Below are 14,725 nucleotides of genomic sequence, written 5' to 3'. Positions count from 1 at the left end.
ATAGAAAAATCCCCTCCATAGTAAACAGATTAATGTGCTTTCTTTTTACTGTCTACTATAAGGGGATCATATCAAAAAGTGTCTTTTTTATTTGAGTTATGCGCATTGCTTAATAAGACGCTAGTTCCTCAATCGGAATATGAGTAACTATGTAGGGTAATTTCATTATAACATTTTAACCAGTAATGGGTCTATATGGAATTTTTGTAATGATTATGTTTATTTATTCAGAATGACAGATGTACCATTCTGAATTTAATCTATTAAAAGCAGTGGAAAAGGCAAAGGGCATACTTTATTCCGTGTTATAGGAATGTATAGAGATAGATTTCCCTTTACACAAACATAACGGTATAATATAGTTAAGTTAAGTGAACTTAACTATTAAAAATGAAATAACAGCATGGAGGAAGAATGCTATGACTAGAACGTATAAAGAAGTAATTAATGAAATGAATCGAGCCTATAATGAATTTTACATTTTACTATTTCAAGATTTAAAGGATGAGTTCGGTCTTACTGGGCAGCAAGAGAGTATGCTATTTCACATTAATTTAAATGAAAACACGACAGCAAATCACATTGCGACTACTTTTAATATATCGAAAAGTGCTGTGAGCCAAGTTTTATCGAAGTTGGAAAAGCAGAAGATGATTTCGAAACAAGTTAATCCTAACAATAAAAGGGAGTATTTCCTTACACTCGGTCCAAACGGTAGTAAATATATCGAACGATTGTCTGAGTTAGATGATGTATTAATTGAGAAATACTTTTCTAAAATCGATATAAATGCTTTAGAGCAAATGACGGATACGTTAACGAAAATAAATAAAGTGATATTGGAAGAGAAACAGAAGGCTCTTGATTGTAATGAGTAAAAAGGAGGGGAAGCATGTGATGAGTTACATACCAAATATGATTACGATAGCAAACTTTGTGTGTGGGCTTTTGGCTATTCACGCTGTTTTCGTTCACGATATGTATGGTGCAGTTATGTTCATTATTACAGGTATGGTATTTGATCTGTTTGATGGTATGGTTGCTCGGAAACTAGATTCTGTTTCGGAAATGGGCGGAGAACTAGATTCATTTGCGGATTTAGTGACCTTTGGTGTGGCACCGTCTATTCTTGCATATAGTGCCTCGTTAAAAGATTTGCAGTCTATCGGGATGATATGTGCCCTCACGTATAGTATTTGCGGAATGCTGCGGCTTGCGAGATTTAACACGCAACAAAGCAAACTCCCGACGTTTATCGGAATGCCCATTCCATTTGCGGCAATGTGTCTTCTTATTTTATGCCTCCTAAATAACCCAGTTTCCGTGGCATTTGGCACATGCGTACTCGCTTATTTAATGGTGAGCAAAATCAAATTCCCCCATTTTAAAAAGGATATATCGGAAAGCTTGAAGTCCGAAAGATGGGATTAATAGGAAAGATAAGGAGAATAACATGATTCGTATGGCATTAAGATTATTCAACATACAAATATATTGTTTGCTAGGCGTGATGTTATTGGGATGGTTGATGACACCTTTCTCAGCCCAGTTTGTAGGGATAAGCATTGGCCTTTTAGTAAGTATGTACTGCGCCTGGATTTTAGGAAGGCGTATCGAAAAGTTCGGAGATAGCATCGTAAAAAAAGAAAAAGCACCAATGCTTGGCATGATGAATCGGTTTGCAGCCGCCATACTCGGTGCGATTATTATGTATGAAATTGAACACCGTGAGTACATGTGGACATTTGCAGCTGGAATTATGGGTGGGTATTTCTTAATTATTATTAATTTAGGTTATTACAGTATGAGGGATACGAAGGAATAAAGTGCTGTGTAAATAAATAATTTGGATGATTTGAATGTAAAAGCCTAAAAACTTTCCTTTATAGAGAGCTTTTTATTACAAAGAAAAGACACCCATATAAGAGTGTCTTTTCCGATAGTTTTTTAGCAGAAGCAAGAAGCTCCAACAATGATCAATAAAATAAACAATACAACTAGTAAAGCAAAGCCGCCGCCACAATTACTACTACAACTACCACCAAATCCCATAATAGTTCCTCCTTTAATAAGAGGGGAAAACAAGGGGTCACTCATGTATTTTAATGGATTCAACTTACTTTATGTTTTTTACACAATAATTGAGCAGGTCCTTTTGAAAATAAAGAAAAGACACCCTAAGGTGCCTTTCTCCGACTTGAACCATCTTAATTTTAATAATATTGGACTCCCGTCCGAATATTATTTTACCATGTTAAGTTGTTTTTGGAAATGTTCCATATCGATAATTGCAATAAACGGTTTAGTTTTGGAATTATGTATCTGTCTAAACGTTGAAATTAATAAAGGAACGATATACTTGAGGGTTTTTATGAGTGATTACAATCATACTATTAAAAAGAACCCCATAAATGATAAACCATTCCACTAACAAAAAACACTAATCCTAAAAACAAAACAATTAAAGCAAGTACTCCATTTTGATTATGTTCCATAAAATTAGCTCCTTTTAGAATTATTTTTATCCCGCTTTAATGGGCAGTAAGATCCCCACCTCGAAATTCAGCGAAAGCAAAGAAGTTAGGTGGGGGATCAACTGCTCATAAAAGTCCGATTGGTGAGGGCTGATAATCAGTGGGGGATGAAAAACCCCCACTGATTAAAGTTTCACTTTATATACAAAAAAGCCTTTAGTCGTAATTATGGCTAAAGGCTTTGAGCATTATACTTTTTAGTTAATAAAATCGTATAAGAAGAATTTATAATGTTTTTTATCGAATTTGGAACTGACAATGTACTAGCTTGATAATGAAGCCTGGCTATTAGAATTGAAAAATTTTAGTTTTATTATAATTAATAGAAATGAGAGTAGTGTGAATATAAATCCGCTCCAAATAAGCTGGTGAATACCTAAGTTTGAAATGAACCAGCCTCCAATAATGGTTCCTAAAGTAATTCCGAGATTTGAGAACGAAACGAATAGACTGTTACCAAATTCAGGTGCTTCTTTAGCTTCACTTATTAACCATGTTTGACCAACAATTAATCCACCAGCATGCACGATTCCCCAAATGAATACTATAAAAATCATTGGAACAAGGTAGGAACCTAAATAATAAACCAATATGTAAACAATAGAATATAGAATAGGGAATGATATTACAGTGTTTATTATGCTTTTTTGTAGGAGACCACCAAATAAATGATTACCTAAAATCATAACTATACCAAATATGAATAGCATGATACTGATGAGGGATCCATTCATGGAAGTTACTTTTGCAAGGTACTCAGCGAAGTAACTGTATACGGAAAACATGGCTGCAAAAAGGAATGTGACGGTTAAAATATTTAACCATAATCCTGGTTTGCCGAGTATACGAATTTGTTTGTCGAAAGACATCTTTTCTTTAACAGGCATAGAAGGAAGTAGGAGTAGTATTCCAATGAATGCAACAGTGTTAACGAATGCTCCGAATAAGAAAGCAATTTCGAGTGAAAATTGGTCTGCAAGGTAAGAGGTTAGTGGTACACCTAAAGCAAAGCCAACAGTAATTCCCATGAAAACTTTTGTAACCGCTTGACCGCTCTTTTCTGGAGGGACAAGTTTAGCAGCTGTTACAAGAGCGATTGAAAAGAAGAGTGGATGAAGCGCTGCCGGTAAAATACGAAAAATAAGCATGATTTCAAATTGTGTTGTATAAGCGTAGATTAAATTTGAAATAACAAATATGAAAATTGCTGTTAATAAAATTATTTTGCGATTAATACTAGAGACGAGCAGAATTAAAAACGGACCAGAAATAGCAACAACTAGTGCAAATATACTTACTAAAAATCCAGCTTGTGTAGTTGAAATTCCGAATTTTTCAGTGATTTGTGGTAATACGCCGACAATACCCATCTCGGTAGTAATAATTCCGAACACACCTATTGCGAGTGTCAGAATAAGTAAAGGATTTACTTTTTTCATTTATAAAACTCTCCATTCGTATCAGTATTTTGAAAGTAAATTCATTAACAAAGAAGCATTATTATAAGCATGATTGGATGCCAATATTATCAGGATTATGTAATTTAAAATACAATAACAGATATCTAAATAACTAGATATGATATGTTAAAAAAATTTCTCCTTTCGGTGTTTCTTGCTTTTATAGGCAGTGCAATTTATAAAAAAGTAATTGGATACCTGTAAAAAAGCAGAATGTGTGAAAGCTAATAATCAATTAGTATGCTGATTGATCATTAGATTTCATTTTATAATTCGTTTTGGACGTATTCAGAAAACTCTCGTATTGTTTTTTCATTTCGACGATAGTAGGTCCATTTTCCAATTCGGTCAGACTCTAGTAAGCCTGCTTTTTTCATAGTTAATAAATAACTAGAAATAACCGATTGGGCTAAGCCAGTTTTAAGCTGGATATCTCCTACACATACGCCAACTTGAAAGTTAAGGTCTTGTTCTAGATAAGGTTTTTCATCGAAATGGTTTTCTGGATTTTTCAACCAGGATAAAATTTGACATCTTGTTTCATTTGACAATGCTTTATAAATTAATAAAGGTTCCATAAGGATATTATATCTACTTTTATAGATTTGTAAATAGGTTTAGTGATTTTAAGGGAAGAAGGCATAGTTGATCCCCTTGAATAGGCATAAGATGCTCTTAATCTGTACCCTTTGTAAAGGACATTCTAAAAAAGATGATTTCTGTATGCAAACAGGAGTCATCTTCTTTAAATTCTATTGATAGCAAGAGTGATTATAGTACGTCATATATTTCTTCATTTCATGTTTTAACTGAAAAAATGATTCACATGATTTTATATATGCTTCATCGGTTAAAGTGCTAAGAGGATTACGTGCAAAAATGATAATCTTGTTACGTTTAAGCATGTTGTTGCCTAGCTATCAATGGCGGATTCCTAAGAAGAGTAATAATAAAACCAAACTGAAGATTTAAGAAAAATTTTATGTTTACCCCACTTTTTATTTTAAAAGTTTTTCCTATCCTATAAATGAGTTACATCAAGAAGAAGGCTAAAAACGACAAAGTCATAGATGAAAATGTAAAGTTAGGGGATTCTACATGCATACAGAAGTTTTGATTAGTTATTTGTATACTTATTTTTTTACTATTATTTTTTGTATTATGTTTCAAATTGGATTTTATTTTAAAGCGAAAAGAACTGTATCTATTCGGCATTTTCTATGGGTATATGTTTTTCTATTCTATCTTTCGCTAGTATATGGGGTGACGCAAATTGCGACTGTATGGGATATAAGTAGATATGAAACGTGGATTCGTGTCAGTCAAATTAACTTGACTCTATTTGATACGGCAGGTAGTACGACGTATCTTTTAAACATTGTACTGTTTATGCCGTTCGGTTTTTTATTACCGACTATTTGGCCGCAGTTTAGAAAAATGAAAAACACCGTATGTGCAGGATTCTTTTTTTCATTGGCAATTGAGTTAAATCAATTACTAAATAATAGAATTACAGATATTGATGATTTATTTACGAATACCCTCGGGGCGATTGTTGGGTATGTATTATATAGAGTTTTATTTAAAATGATATGTAAAAGAGAGAAAAAAAAGCTTGATACTAACACCTCTCTAGTCATAAAATACGAGGCTATTTTTTGTTTAGTGTGTTCATTTGTAGGTGCGATGTTAATTTATCATCCAGCTTTATTTGGAAGACCTGTCATCCTTTAGTGAGGTGATTATGTTCTTGTGCTATCTCGTTTATAAAATGATTCTCGTATTTCTTCCAATCAGCACAAGATTCGCTCTATACGTTATTAAGCTATTCAGCAGACTGTAAGATGATCAGTAATCGTACTGGTGAGATTGAAATAAAGGCTGACAGTTTTTATCCAAGCTTTTCATTTATGTATGATGCGCAAGAATTATTTATTATTGGTGGAGAAGAGAAATGGTCTGATACCCATTATATAAAAAGATTTTTTCATCTTGAGCAGATTACAGATGAGCTAACTATTGATGTAAGAAAATGAGAGATGAGAAGGAATAAATGAATAAACCCTCAAGTATAGAACGATATACTTGAGGGTTTTTATGTATGAAGAAGGCTTTTCTATTTTTCTCTAGAATGAACAGTAATGTATAATCTAATTCCTTAATGTAATAAGGAGGCAGTAAAATTTGAACAGGAAAATTTGGTTTGTATTTACTTTTTTTGCTCTTTTAGTATCTGGTTATGTTGTTGTCCAATATTTTATTATGGATGGATTTCAAACAGGACTTGTAAAAGCGAAGCTTATGTTTGGATCTAAATTAAGTGAATTCTGGTATATGATGTTATTTATACATATTACAACTAGTATAGTAGCATTAGTAATTGGTCCTTTTACATTATCGACTAAATTTAGAGAAAGGAATATCAACCGTCATCGAATAGTTGGGAGAATCTATATGGTTGGTGTAGTATTAGGAGGCGTTTCTGGACTATATCTATCCTTTTATGCTACGGGAGGATTGGTAGCGAAGTTAGGTTTCGGTTTGTTATCCGTATTTTGGCTAACATCAGCATATCAAGCGTTACATAGAGTTAAGAATAAAAAAATTAAAGACCATCGGAATTGGATGATTAGAAATTATTCTTTAACCTTTGGAGCAGTTACATTAAGAATTTGGCTACCGTTGTTTATCGTTCTATTTGGAATAGAGCGGTTTGAACTTAGTTACGCTATTATTGCTTGGTTAGCGTGGGTACCCAATTTAATTGTTGCAGAATTATTCATAAGAAAAAGACTTAATAAAGGAAAATACGAAGGAAATGAGGATTTATATTTTTGATATAAATTTGCTGTAATATTGAGGGCGGAATTTTTTAAATAGCTGAATTACGTACAAAAATAGGATGGCCCATTGAAGCCATCCTATTTGTATTACCAACTAGCAGTTTCCGTACTTTCTTTCAACCACTTCACCCAATCCAAATCCTCTACCTTAAGCAAACTGAGAGAAACACCTTTCATATCTAAAGAAGTTAGCAGTGTACCAACTTTTACGAATGTAATTTGTAATCCTTCAAGCTCACATAAACGGCGAATATCATTTGCGAAAATGTATTGTTCCATTAATGGTGTTGCGCCGAGTCCATTAATGAAGATGGCGAAGTTTTCACCTTTTCTCCAGCGATAAATGCTTTTTAGTTTGTTCATTAGTTCGATCGCTAATATTTCAGAAGAGGATAGTGCTTCTTTACGGTAACCTTTTTCACCATGGATACCAACGCCATAAAAAACTTCATCGTCGTTTAATGTGAATGAAGCTTTTCCTTTCACTGGATCGTTTGCAGGTGAAAGTGCGACTCCTAATGTGTGTAAGTTTTTGATGACAGATTGCCCAAGCATTGTTAATTCTTCTAAAGAATGGCCTTCAAGAGCGGCCGCACCAAGTATTTTTTGAACGAAAACAGTACCAGCGACGCCGCGTCTTCTTTTATTAAACGAAGCATCATCTTCAATTGAAACGTCATCATTTACGATGATATGGTCAATTCGTCTTCCTTCTTCTTTAGCGATTTGTTTAGCCGCTAAAAAATTTGCTACGTCATCTTTAAAGTTTTTGATGATGAATAAAATACTCTTATCTTTTGGCATGAGGCGGGTTGCAGCTACAATCTGTTCCACTGTAGGCGGAGTGAAAATATTGCCGTTTACTGCTGCCGTAAGCATACCTTTTCCTACATACCCAATATCAGCAGGTTCATGTCCGCTACCACCGCCGCTTATGATAACAACGTTTTGCTTCAGTTTTTCTATATTTTTTACATAAATGATGTTATTTATTTCATCGTAATTTACTTTTTCGTTATGTTCAAAATAAAAGCCATGCATCATATCTTGAACAATATTTTCTACATCATTCATAATCTTTTTCATTGCTTTTGCCACCCTTTAATTACTTTGCTGATTGTTCCAGTAATAGTAATAATTGATTGTTTATCATATTTTTCATGAGAGAAGACATAATGGAAGGATCTACTTCGCATTTGCTTTCAATCCAATCTTTTATCGTTCCAACGAAGCCGTGACTATAAAAGGAGGCAATCGTATTTTTTGTCTCATCAGAAAGGCTGAATCCACAGCTCATAGATAGTTCATCAATAATCTTCATATATAAGTTTTTCGTATGCTCAAATAAATAGTGATTAAACGAGTTTTGCTCAATGACTTTAAAAGCATTTCGGTAAAATTTTTGATTTTCATAAAAGTAATCAAATAATAAATCGAAAATGTTTTCCCACGTTTCATAGTCGAGAAAGTCGATAATGTTTTCTTTCGTTTCTTCTCTATAAATCCAGCTTAATAGTTCAAATTTATCTTTAAAATGATAATAAAAAGTTTGCCTACGCATTTGACAGTGTAACATAATATCGCTCACTGATATTTTATGAAATGACTCTGTTTCCATTAAATATTTCAATGAATTCGCGATTATCTTTTTAGAAATTATAGAAGAGGTCATCTGAATCATCCCTAGAATGTTAGTAATATGAAAATCCTACCTACAAATGAGAGCGGTGTCTTTAGACAGATTGTCCATTTTGTCCGTTTACTATAAAACGCTTTCATTTTAACATGAGTAGTAAGAAGAAGATTTCAAATATATCACAATATATTAAAGGAATTGAGGGAGAATCACAATGAAAAAGATTATAAATAAACCAGAAACATTAGTAATGGAAATGTGCAACGGAATGGTTATGGCTCACCCAGAGCTTGAGCTTTTGAAAAAATATAAAGTTATTAAGAAAAAAGAAATGAACGAAAATAAAGTAACGTTAATTAGTGGCGGTGGTAGTGGTCATGAGCCAGCACATGCAGGTCTAGTCGGAAAAGGAATGTTAGATGCGGCAGTGTGCGGAGATGTGTTTGCTTCGCCTTCACAAATTCAGGTATACCAAGCGATTAAAGAGACAGCTAGTAAAAAAGGTACGTTGTTAATTATTAAAAATTATAGCGGCGATATTATGAATTTCAAAAACGGTGCGCATTTAGCGACGGAAGATGGAATTGAAGTCGACTACGTAAAAGTGGACGATGATATTGCGGTAGAAGATAGTTTGTATACAGTAGGACGCCGCGGCGTTGCGGGGGTTATTCTCGTTCATAAAATTGCCGGCGCAGCAGCGGAAGCAGGTATGGATTTAGGAGCGGTGAAAGCTGTTGCAGAAAAAGCAGCGGCTAACGTGCGCACAATCGGTTTAGCGTTAACGTCTTGTACAGTTCCAGCGAGCGGATCACCTACTTTCACACTTGCGGAAGATGAAATGGAATACGGCGTAGGTATTCACGGTGAACCAGGAATTAAACGTGAAAAAATGCTGTCGGCTGATGAATTAGCTAACCGTATGACAAATGATTTAATAAAAGATTTAGGAGTAAAAGATGGCGAGGAAATCGCACTTCTAGTTAACGGTTTTGGCGGAACACCACTGCAAGAACTTTACTTATTTAACAACGCAGTGACGCGAGAATTAGCTGCTAGAAACATTAAAATTAATAGAGTATTTGTCGGAAACTATATGACGAGTATCGATATGGCTGGTATGTCTTTAACAGTAATGAAATTAGATGATGAGCTAAAAACATTACTATCTAAAGAATGTAATACACCAGCGTTTAAAGTAGATGGACCAGTTGAAAGTGTAGAGTACGTGAATGTACTTGAAGATGTAGAAGAGAAAGAAGTTTCCTTCGAAATAGAAACAGCGGAAGAGCACGCTGTTATTAAAAATAATGTCATTACATTAAACAACATGATCTATCTCGTTGATAAAATGAGCGACGTTATTATTAAAAACGAAGTACCGTTCTGTGAGTTAGATACGCACGCTGGTGACGGAGACTTCGGAATGAGTGTGGCAAAAGGATTTAAGCAATTAAAACGTGAGTGGCATTCGATTGTAGATCAAGAAAATGTTACTATCGGATCGTTCCTTGACGGTTGTTCGATGATTATTATGGAACATTGCGGCGGCGCATCTGGTCCAATTTGGGGCGGAGCATTCCGCGCAGCTAGTAAAGCAGCAGGCGAGAAGCGTGAGTTAACAGTGAAAGAATTCGCTGAAGTGTTGCAAGCAGCACTGCAAGGTATACAATCTATCGGTGAAAGATCGTTCGGCAGAGGAGCAGTAGTTGGTGATAAAACACTTGTTGACGCACTTGCTCCATGTGTAGACTCTTGGTTAGCTAGCGCTTCAAACGAAGAAGACATGAAAACTGCCTTTGAAAAAGGTGCAGAAGCAGCGGTCAAAGGAGCAGAGTACACGAAAGAAATCGTAGCTCGCATGGGCCGCGCTGGTGCAGTTGGTGAAAGAAGCTTAGGATATCCAGATGCAGGTGCGCATGCACTTGGAGTTATCTTTACGGAGATTGCGGGTAGTTTGAAGTAGGAATTAGAAAGTCCCCTCTGCCTTGTGGTGGAGGGGATCTTTTTTATAGTTGAATGATATATAATTTCGCTGGATGTTTTCTACATAAAGATATGTGTGTTTATAAATACTAAGATCATAGTTTTAAAAGAAGCAACGTGAGCTCCTATAAATATGGAATTCAGGTTGCTTAATTGTATTTTTGAAAAACTAACTAATTGACAGAAAGTGCTTCAAAAGCTGGTGTTTAGGATTTGGGGCTCCAAAATTATGGTCGGACACCTTATGAAGTGGTTTGGAAGAGATGGAGAGATTGTTCCATAAGGTGTACCTTTTAGGATACATTATATTTGGTATTTCTTGTATTTTAGAAAATTAAATGTTTTAGTAGTTAGATTTGTAAAATGTTTATATTTATAACAATTATCAAATGGTAATTGTAATAGAAAGGAAAGTTGGGGTGAAATTGATTATACATAGTGAACGAGTGAATCTCGTTACTTTAATAAATAGGGAGTTTTTATAATGGACAAAAAAATTAAGAAGAAAAGTAAACAGAATACTTAAGCATGGACGAAAAAAAGAAGCTGGGAAGAAAGGGAGTGTACAGAAATTAGATATCGTTTCGGAGATTACGCTAGTAGTTCAGGTAATGACACTAATCAAAACGTTAATAGAATTTGAAAATTTGTTTCTATGAGAAAAGTGAAAGAGTCCTAATTTAATAGGACTCTTTTTTGCTTGTTATGGAGATGTTAGTTAAGCCAACCAGTTGTATATTCAGGATCAGCTTTTAAATTTAAAACATGTGTAAATGACCAGAATCCTATAGAACCTGTAGCTGCAATTCTAAATTTACCAGTTGCAAAAGCCCAGCCAGCAGATGCCCAATGGCTTGCGCCTATGTCGGTTACAATAATTGATGGATTAATGTTAGTGTGTCCGTTATCAGCACTTAATGTTTTCGTTACATCTCTTGAGCCTAGTGGATGCTGAAATCTAACTTTCACCCAATAGATACTAGCGAAAATACCAAATACAACTACCTTTTGTGTTACATTTCTTTCTTTAACTGCATAACTTGCAAGAGTGTTAAATGGGGCCTCATTTTGAGGTTTAACTTCTTCGACAACGCTTGCTATGATAGAACCATTACTGAAAGATCTTGATTCACCTGGATTTAAAGTTGTAGTAGCTTGAAGTGCTTTTACAAATTCTTCACTATTAAGCGCTTTCACAAAGTTTTTCTTATCTTCATCACTTAATTGAGCATACTGTTCATATGATTTTTTTGCTTCTGGATCAGTTGTAGCTAAATGCTTGATGTGGTTTTCAAATTCGATTTGTTGTTGTTCGATGGTGTTAGTTGTTGTTTCTGTTGCGGCGGCGAAAGACTGATTCACAAAAAGACCTGTGAACGTTAGTATGAAGGCTAAAAGATAGACGATTGGTTTTACTAGTTTTTTCAACATAATTCCCCCTATGCTTTGTTAATTTACGTAAATGCTCCCCTCAAATAAAGTAGTTTTGATTGTTATTAATCCTAAGAACATTAATAGAACAAAAACTACAAAAACTATAAAAATGATAATTATTACTTTTTGTTTCTTTGTAAATCGTTTCAATTTCTACACCTCTTTTCTTGTTCTCTATTAATAAATTATCATTCATTTTAGGGAAGTTAGCAAATCCGTAAATTCATACATATATTATAATGAATTGTAAAATATTTCAATATTTTACTTACAATTGGAATATCATGATCTGTTGGTTCATTTTGGAAATTGTAATCTCGAATTCTTGTTCATTACTAATAAATGAAAGTTAGATTAATGGTTAAAAGTAGCAAGCAAAAATAAAAAGAACCTTTAGTGGGTTCTTTTTATTTTGTTAATAATTATTTATGTTACGCATTGTAAGGGGGTAATGACATAACTTTTTAGTATTATATTGTGTTAAATAGTTTCACCGTGTGCATATTGAACTAAATCTACATTTTCTTTTGATACAGATTGTAAGTTTGTAGTGTTACTGAAGCTGAAAGATAAAAAACCTGTGACAATAGTGAAAATTAATAGAGATTTTTTCATTATTTTAAAGCTCCTTTCTCTGAAGCCTTTTTATCAGCTTCATTTGTCATGTGTAGATACTTGCTCGCTTTTTCATACGATTTTAACTCGTAAAACTTATTACCTAGAACAGCTGAATAATCTTTTACGTATTTCCATAACTCTTCTTTCTTAAAATAACAAATTCCTGCCAAAATGATGTCTTCTAATTCATCTGTACTTATATTGTCATTTAATCCTTTTAGAATATTGAAATGATGGGTGTACTCTTCATTTGATATTTTTAATCCATTTTCAATATGCAATCTGACAGTGTTTGTATCATTTAATTTGAAATACTCCTGTGCTAATAAGAACAATGTTTTTTGGTTGTTTACAAGTGATCCATTTAGGTATTTAATTGCTAGTTCGGAAAGATTTTGATCTGCATACAATAATCCTAAATTATGTTTCACTTTTGCTTGTTGACGCACTTGCTCCATGTGTAGACTCTTGGTTAGCTAGCGCTTTAAACGAAGAAGACATGAAAATTGCCTTTGAAAAAGGAGCAGAAGCAGCGGTTAAAGGAGCAGAGTATACGAAAGAAATCGTAGCTCGCATGGGCCGCGCTGGTACAGTTGGCGAAAGAAGCTTAGGATATCCTGATGCAGGTGCGCATGCGCTTGGAGTTATCTTTACGGAGATTGCGGGTAGTTTGAAATAGGAATTAGAAAGTCCCTCTGTCTGAAGGCGGAGGGACTTTTATATAGTTGATATGTAGAAGACTTCTTTCGGTACTTTTTGCTTATTTGAGAGATTTCTTCAATCAAATTGTATTTTAGACTTAGCTTTTTTGTGATTGCAACTTATCGATTTTCCAGTGTGCTCCTAGAGGATCTAAAGAGCTTTCAATATAAAACATATATTCATCTGCGGTACTTGGTACTTCAAAAGCTATTTTTAATTCTACCGTTTCATTTGGTTTAACTTGTATATCAGAAGGGTTTTGATCAAGCACCTTTCCTTCATAGGTTTTTTCGTCTTTTTCATCTTTTAAGTTATATTTTAATTCTGATAGTCCAATCATTTGACCTCGTACATTTTTTACAGAGACATTAACAACGATAGAATCGTTGCTATCATTTAAATATGCACTTTTAACGGCGGTCAAGTAATAGCCTCCCTTAACACTCTCACCAACTAATAAAATACCTTGTTCCAAGCGGCTCATATCTTCTTTTTCTTCAAAATTTATTAATTCTTCATTTTCATTTTTTGCGGTTGGTTCTTCTATTGGACCATTTTTAACGGCACTATCTTTTTTATCTTGTGTGCAAGCAGCCGTAACACTGACTAATACTAGAATTAAAGTAAGTAATAGGAATGATTTTCTCATAAAATTGATCTGTCTCCTTAAGTTTTTCAATTTTGTGCAGCTATACATATAAGATTAACATAATGTCTCATTATTGGCTCGAAATAGGGAATCTTTTAGACACCTTATTCTTTTTACTTTTCATATACATTCGATTGGGTCTCACGATATTTGTTAATCTTTTAAATCATTGTCTTAGTAATACCGAGGGTTATTATAGATATATTAATCATATAATTTGTCCCTATCAAAACGAACGTTTCTTGCATCTAATATATTGTAAATATATTTTATTTTGAAAGGATGTGATTATATGGCTCATAAATCTACTGGAGTGTTTCGAGTTCCAGTTTCTGAAAATGGGATTATTCCAACTGCTCTCAACATTATGTTAAACAATGATTCACGCTGCCATACTAGTAATGTAACGGTAACTGTTAAGAGAAGTCCAAACACTTCTTTCCCAACTCAAAATGAATTAGTTGAAATCTCTCGTACTTTTGTTTCTTTAGAACCAAACAGAACAACTAAGATTGTGTTATTTACTCCAGAATTCCAAATAGAAGATTTTCTTGATGTTATTATTAGTGGAAATAAAGATGATGTTAAGGATGTTCTTGTATATTCTTTCTTAGCAGATTCAGCAGGTCACAATCTGCCATCTACTGTTTTCAGAAATGCAGAATACACTTTTGCTTGCTGACACCGTGATGATGTATTCTTTACTGTTATATATCTGAAGGGAAATGTTAAATAGGAGTTGATTTAACTTTTATTTTGGTTCTCCAAAGAAGTCTGTTTTAGCCAAATAAACAAGGAATCGACTAATAGGTTCCTTGTTTATTTGCATTTAACATGAAATTTCGTGTCAACGATTCCGAAAG

At 33.9% G+C, this 14,725-nt stretch carries 16 protein-coding genes and 3 pseudogenes; 9 read left to right on the top strand and 10 right to left on the bottom strand.

What is annotated here, in order from left to right; translation table 11 throughout:
- Positions 1-419: 419 nt before the first annotated feature.
- From JDS82_RS27975 to JDS82_RS27965, 3 genes are read left to right on the top strand one after another with little or no spacing between them, the layout of a single operon-like run.
- Entirely contained in the window at positions 420-878 is a 459-nt protein-coding gene (locus JDS82_RS27975; protein ID WP_064473423.1) for a MarR family winged helix-turn-helix transcriptional regulator, read from the top strand.
- A 19-nt stretch (positions 879-897) separates the two neighbouring features.
- Complete coding sequence (gene pssA, locus JDS82_RS27970) at positions 898-1,431, top strand: CDP-diacylglycerol--serine O-phosphatidyltransferase (protein ID WP_199714280.1); 534 nt, start codon at positions 898-900, stop codon at positions 1,429-1,431.
- 22 nt (positions 1,432-1,453) lie between these two features.
- Positions 1,454-1,825, top strand: coding sequence for an ATP synthase subunit I (locus JDS82_RS27965; RefSeq protein ID WP_199714279.1), 372 nt, complete (start codon positions 1,454-1,456; stop codon positions 1,823-1,825).
- 122 nt (positions 1,826-1,947) lie between these two features.
- Here the strand turns inward: JDS82_RS27965 and JDS82_RS27960 are convergent, their stop codons facing one another.
- The 4 genes and pseudogenes from JDS82_RS27960 to JDS82_RS29960 form a co-directional block, all read right to left on the bottom strand.
- Complete coding sequence (locus JDS82_RS27960; RefSeq protein WP_075310385.1) at positions 1,948-2,052, bottom strand: YjcZ family sporulation protein; 105 nt, start codon at positions 2,050-2,052, stop codon at positions 1,948-1,950.
- Between the two features lie 745 nt (positions 2,053-2,797).
- Complete coding sequence (locus tag JDS82_RS27955) at positions 2,798-3,973, bottom strand: MFS transporter (RefSeq protein ID WP_199714278.1); 1,176 nt, start codon at positions 3,971-3,973, stop codon at positions 2,798-2,800.
- 287 nt (positions 3,974-4,260) lie between these two features.
- Positions 4,261-4,572, bottom strand: coding sequence for an ArsR/SmtB family transcription factor (locus JDS82_RS27950; protein ID WP_000433539.1), 312 nt, complete (start codon positions 4,570-4,572; stop codon positions 4,261-4,263).
- A 174-nt stretch (positions 4,573-4,746) separates the two neighbouring features.
- Positions 4,747-4,848 (bottom strand): annotated as a pseudogene (locus JDS82_RS29960) (TetR family transcriptional regulator); the annotation flags it as partial.
- Positions 4,849-5,092: 244 nt separating this feature from the next.
- Between JDS82_RS29960 and JDS82_RS27945 the strand changes: the two are divergent.
- The 3 genes and pseudogenes from JDS82_RS27945 (at position 5,093) to JDS82_RS27935 (ending at position 6,832) form a co-directional block, all read left to right on the top strand.
- On the top strand, positions 5,093-5,728 hold the full coding sequence (locus tag JDS82_RS27945; RefSeq protein WP_000556713.1) for a VanZ family protein: 636 nt from the start codon (positions 5,093-5,095) through the stop codon (positions 5,726-5,728).
- Between the two features lie 47 nt (positions 5,729-5,775).
- Positions 5,776-6,030 (top strand): annotated as a pseudogene (locus JDS82_RS27940) (hypothetical protein); the annotation flags it as partial.
- A gap of 148 nt (positions 6,031-6,178) precedes the next feature.
- Positions 6,179-6,832, top strand: coding sequence for a DUF2306 domain-containing protein (locus JDS82_RS27935; protein WP_199714277.1), 654 nt, complete (start codon positions 6,179-6,181; stop codon positions 6,830-6,832).
- A 92-nt stretch (positions 6,833-6,924) separates the two neighbouring features.
- Here JDS82_RS27935 and dhaQ read toward each other — a convergent pair whose 3' ends face one another.
- Positions 6,925-7,923: a DhaKLM operon coactivator DhaQ gene (gene dhaQ, locus JDS82_RS27930; RefSeq protein WP_199714276.1), complete on the bottom strand. Its 999-nt coding sequence runs from the start codon at positions 7,921-7,923 to the stop codon at positions 6,925-6,927.
- A gap of 19 nt (positions 7,924-7,942) precedes the next feature.
- Complete coding sequence (dhaS, locus tag JDS82_RS27925) at positions 7,943-8,509, bottom strand: dihydroxyacetone kinase transcriptional activator DhaS (RefSeq protein WP_000204216.1); 567 nt, start codon at positions 8,507-8,509, stop codon at positions 7,943-7,945.
- Positions 8,510-8,687: 178 nt separating this feature from the next.
- On the opposite strand from dhaS, the gene dhaK reads away from it, so the two are divergent.
- Entirely contained in the window at positions 8,688-10,439 is a 1,752-nt protein-coding gene (gene dhaK / locus JDS82_RS27920) for a dihydroxyacetone kinase subunit DhaK (protein ID WP_199714275.1), read from the top strand.
- Positions 10,440-11,173: 734 nt separating this feature from the next.
- Here the strand turns inward: dhaK and JDS82_RS27915 are convergent.
- The 3 genes from JDS82_RS27915 to JDS82_RS27910 all read right to left on the bottom strand — a co-directional run bounded on the left by JDS82_RS27915 (position 11,174) and on the right by JDS82_RS27910 (position 12,969).
- Positions 11,174-11,890 (bottom strand): hypothetical protein, encoded by a 717-nt coding sequence (locus JDS82_RS27915; protein ID WP_242250111.1) that lies wholly within the window; start codon positions 11,888-11,890, stop codon positions 11,174-11,176.
- A 483-nt stretch (positions 11,891-12,373) separates the two neighbouring features.
- Positions 12,374-12,508, bottom strand: coding sequence for a hypothetical protein (locus JDS82_RS30125; RefSeq protein ID WP_254912982.1), 135 nt, complete (start codon positions 12,506-12,508; stop codon positions 12,374-12,376).
- Entirely contained in the window at positions 12,508-12,969 is a 462-nt protein-coding gene (locus tag JDS82_RS27910) for a hypothetical protein (protein ID WP_242250110.1), read from the bottom strand. The genes JDS82_RS30125 and JDS82_RS27910 overlap by 1 nt, the downstream gene beginning before the upstream one ends.
- Here JDS82_RS27910 and JDS82_RS27905 point away from each other — a divergent pair.
- A pseudogene (locus JDS82_RS27905) lies at positions 12,948-13,190 on the top strand (DAK2 domain-containing protein); the annotation flags it as partial. The gene JDS82_RS27910 and the pseudogene JDS82_RS27905 overlap by 22 nt on opposite strands.
- Positions 13,191-13,310: 120 nt before the next feature.
- Here JDS82_RS27905 and JDS82_RS27900 read toward each other — a convergent pair.
- Positions 13,311-13,862: a DUF4352 domain-containing protein gene (locus tag JDS82_RS27900; RefSeq protein WP_064056331.1), complete on the bottom strand. Its 552-nt coding sequence runs from the start codon at positions 13,860-13,862 to the stop codon at positions 13,311-13,313.
- Positions 13,863-14,154: 292 nt separating this feature from the next.
- Between JDS82_RS27900 and JDS82_RS27895 the strand changes: the two genes are divergently transcribed.
- A complete protein-coding gene (locus tag JDS82_RS27895; RefSeq protein ID WP_029437700.1) occupies positions 14,155-14,544 on the top strand; it encodes a hypothetical protein in 390 nt (129 codons plus the stop codon).
- Positions 14,545-14,725: the final 181 nt, after the last annotated feature.

It is taken from the genome of Bacillus cereus group sp. N14 (genome assembly GCF_016483555.1).
Classification (GTDB): Bacteria; Bacillota; Bacilli; order Bacillales; family Bacillaceae_G; genus Bacillus_A; species Bacillus_A wiedmannii.
This window is presented reverse-complemented; position numbering and strand designations above follow the sequence as displayed.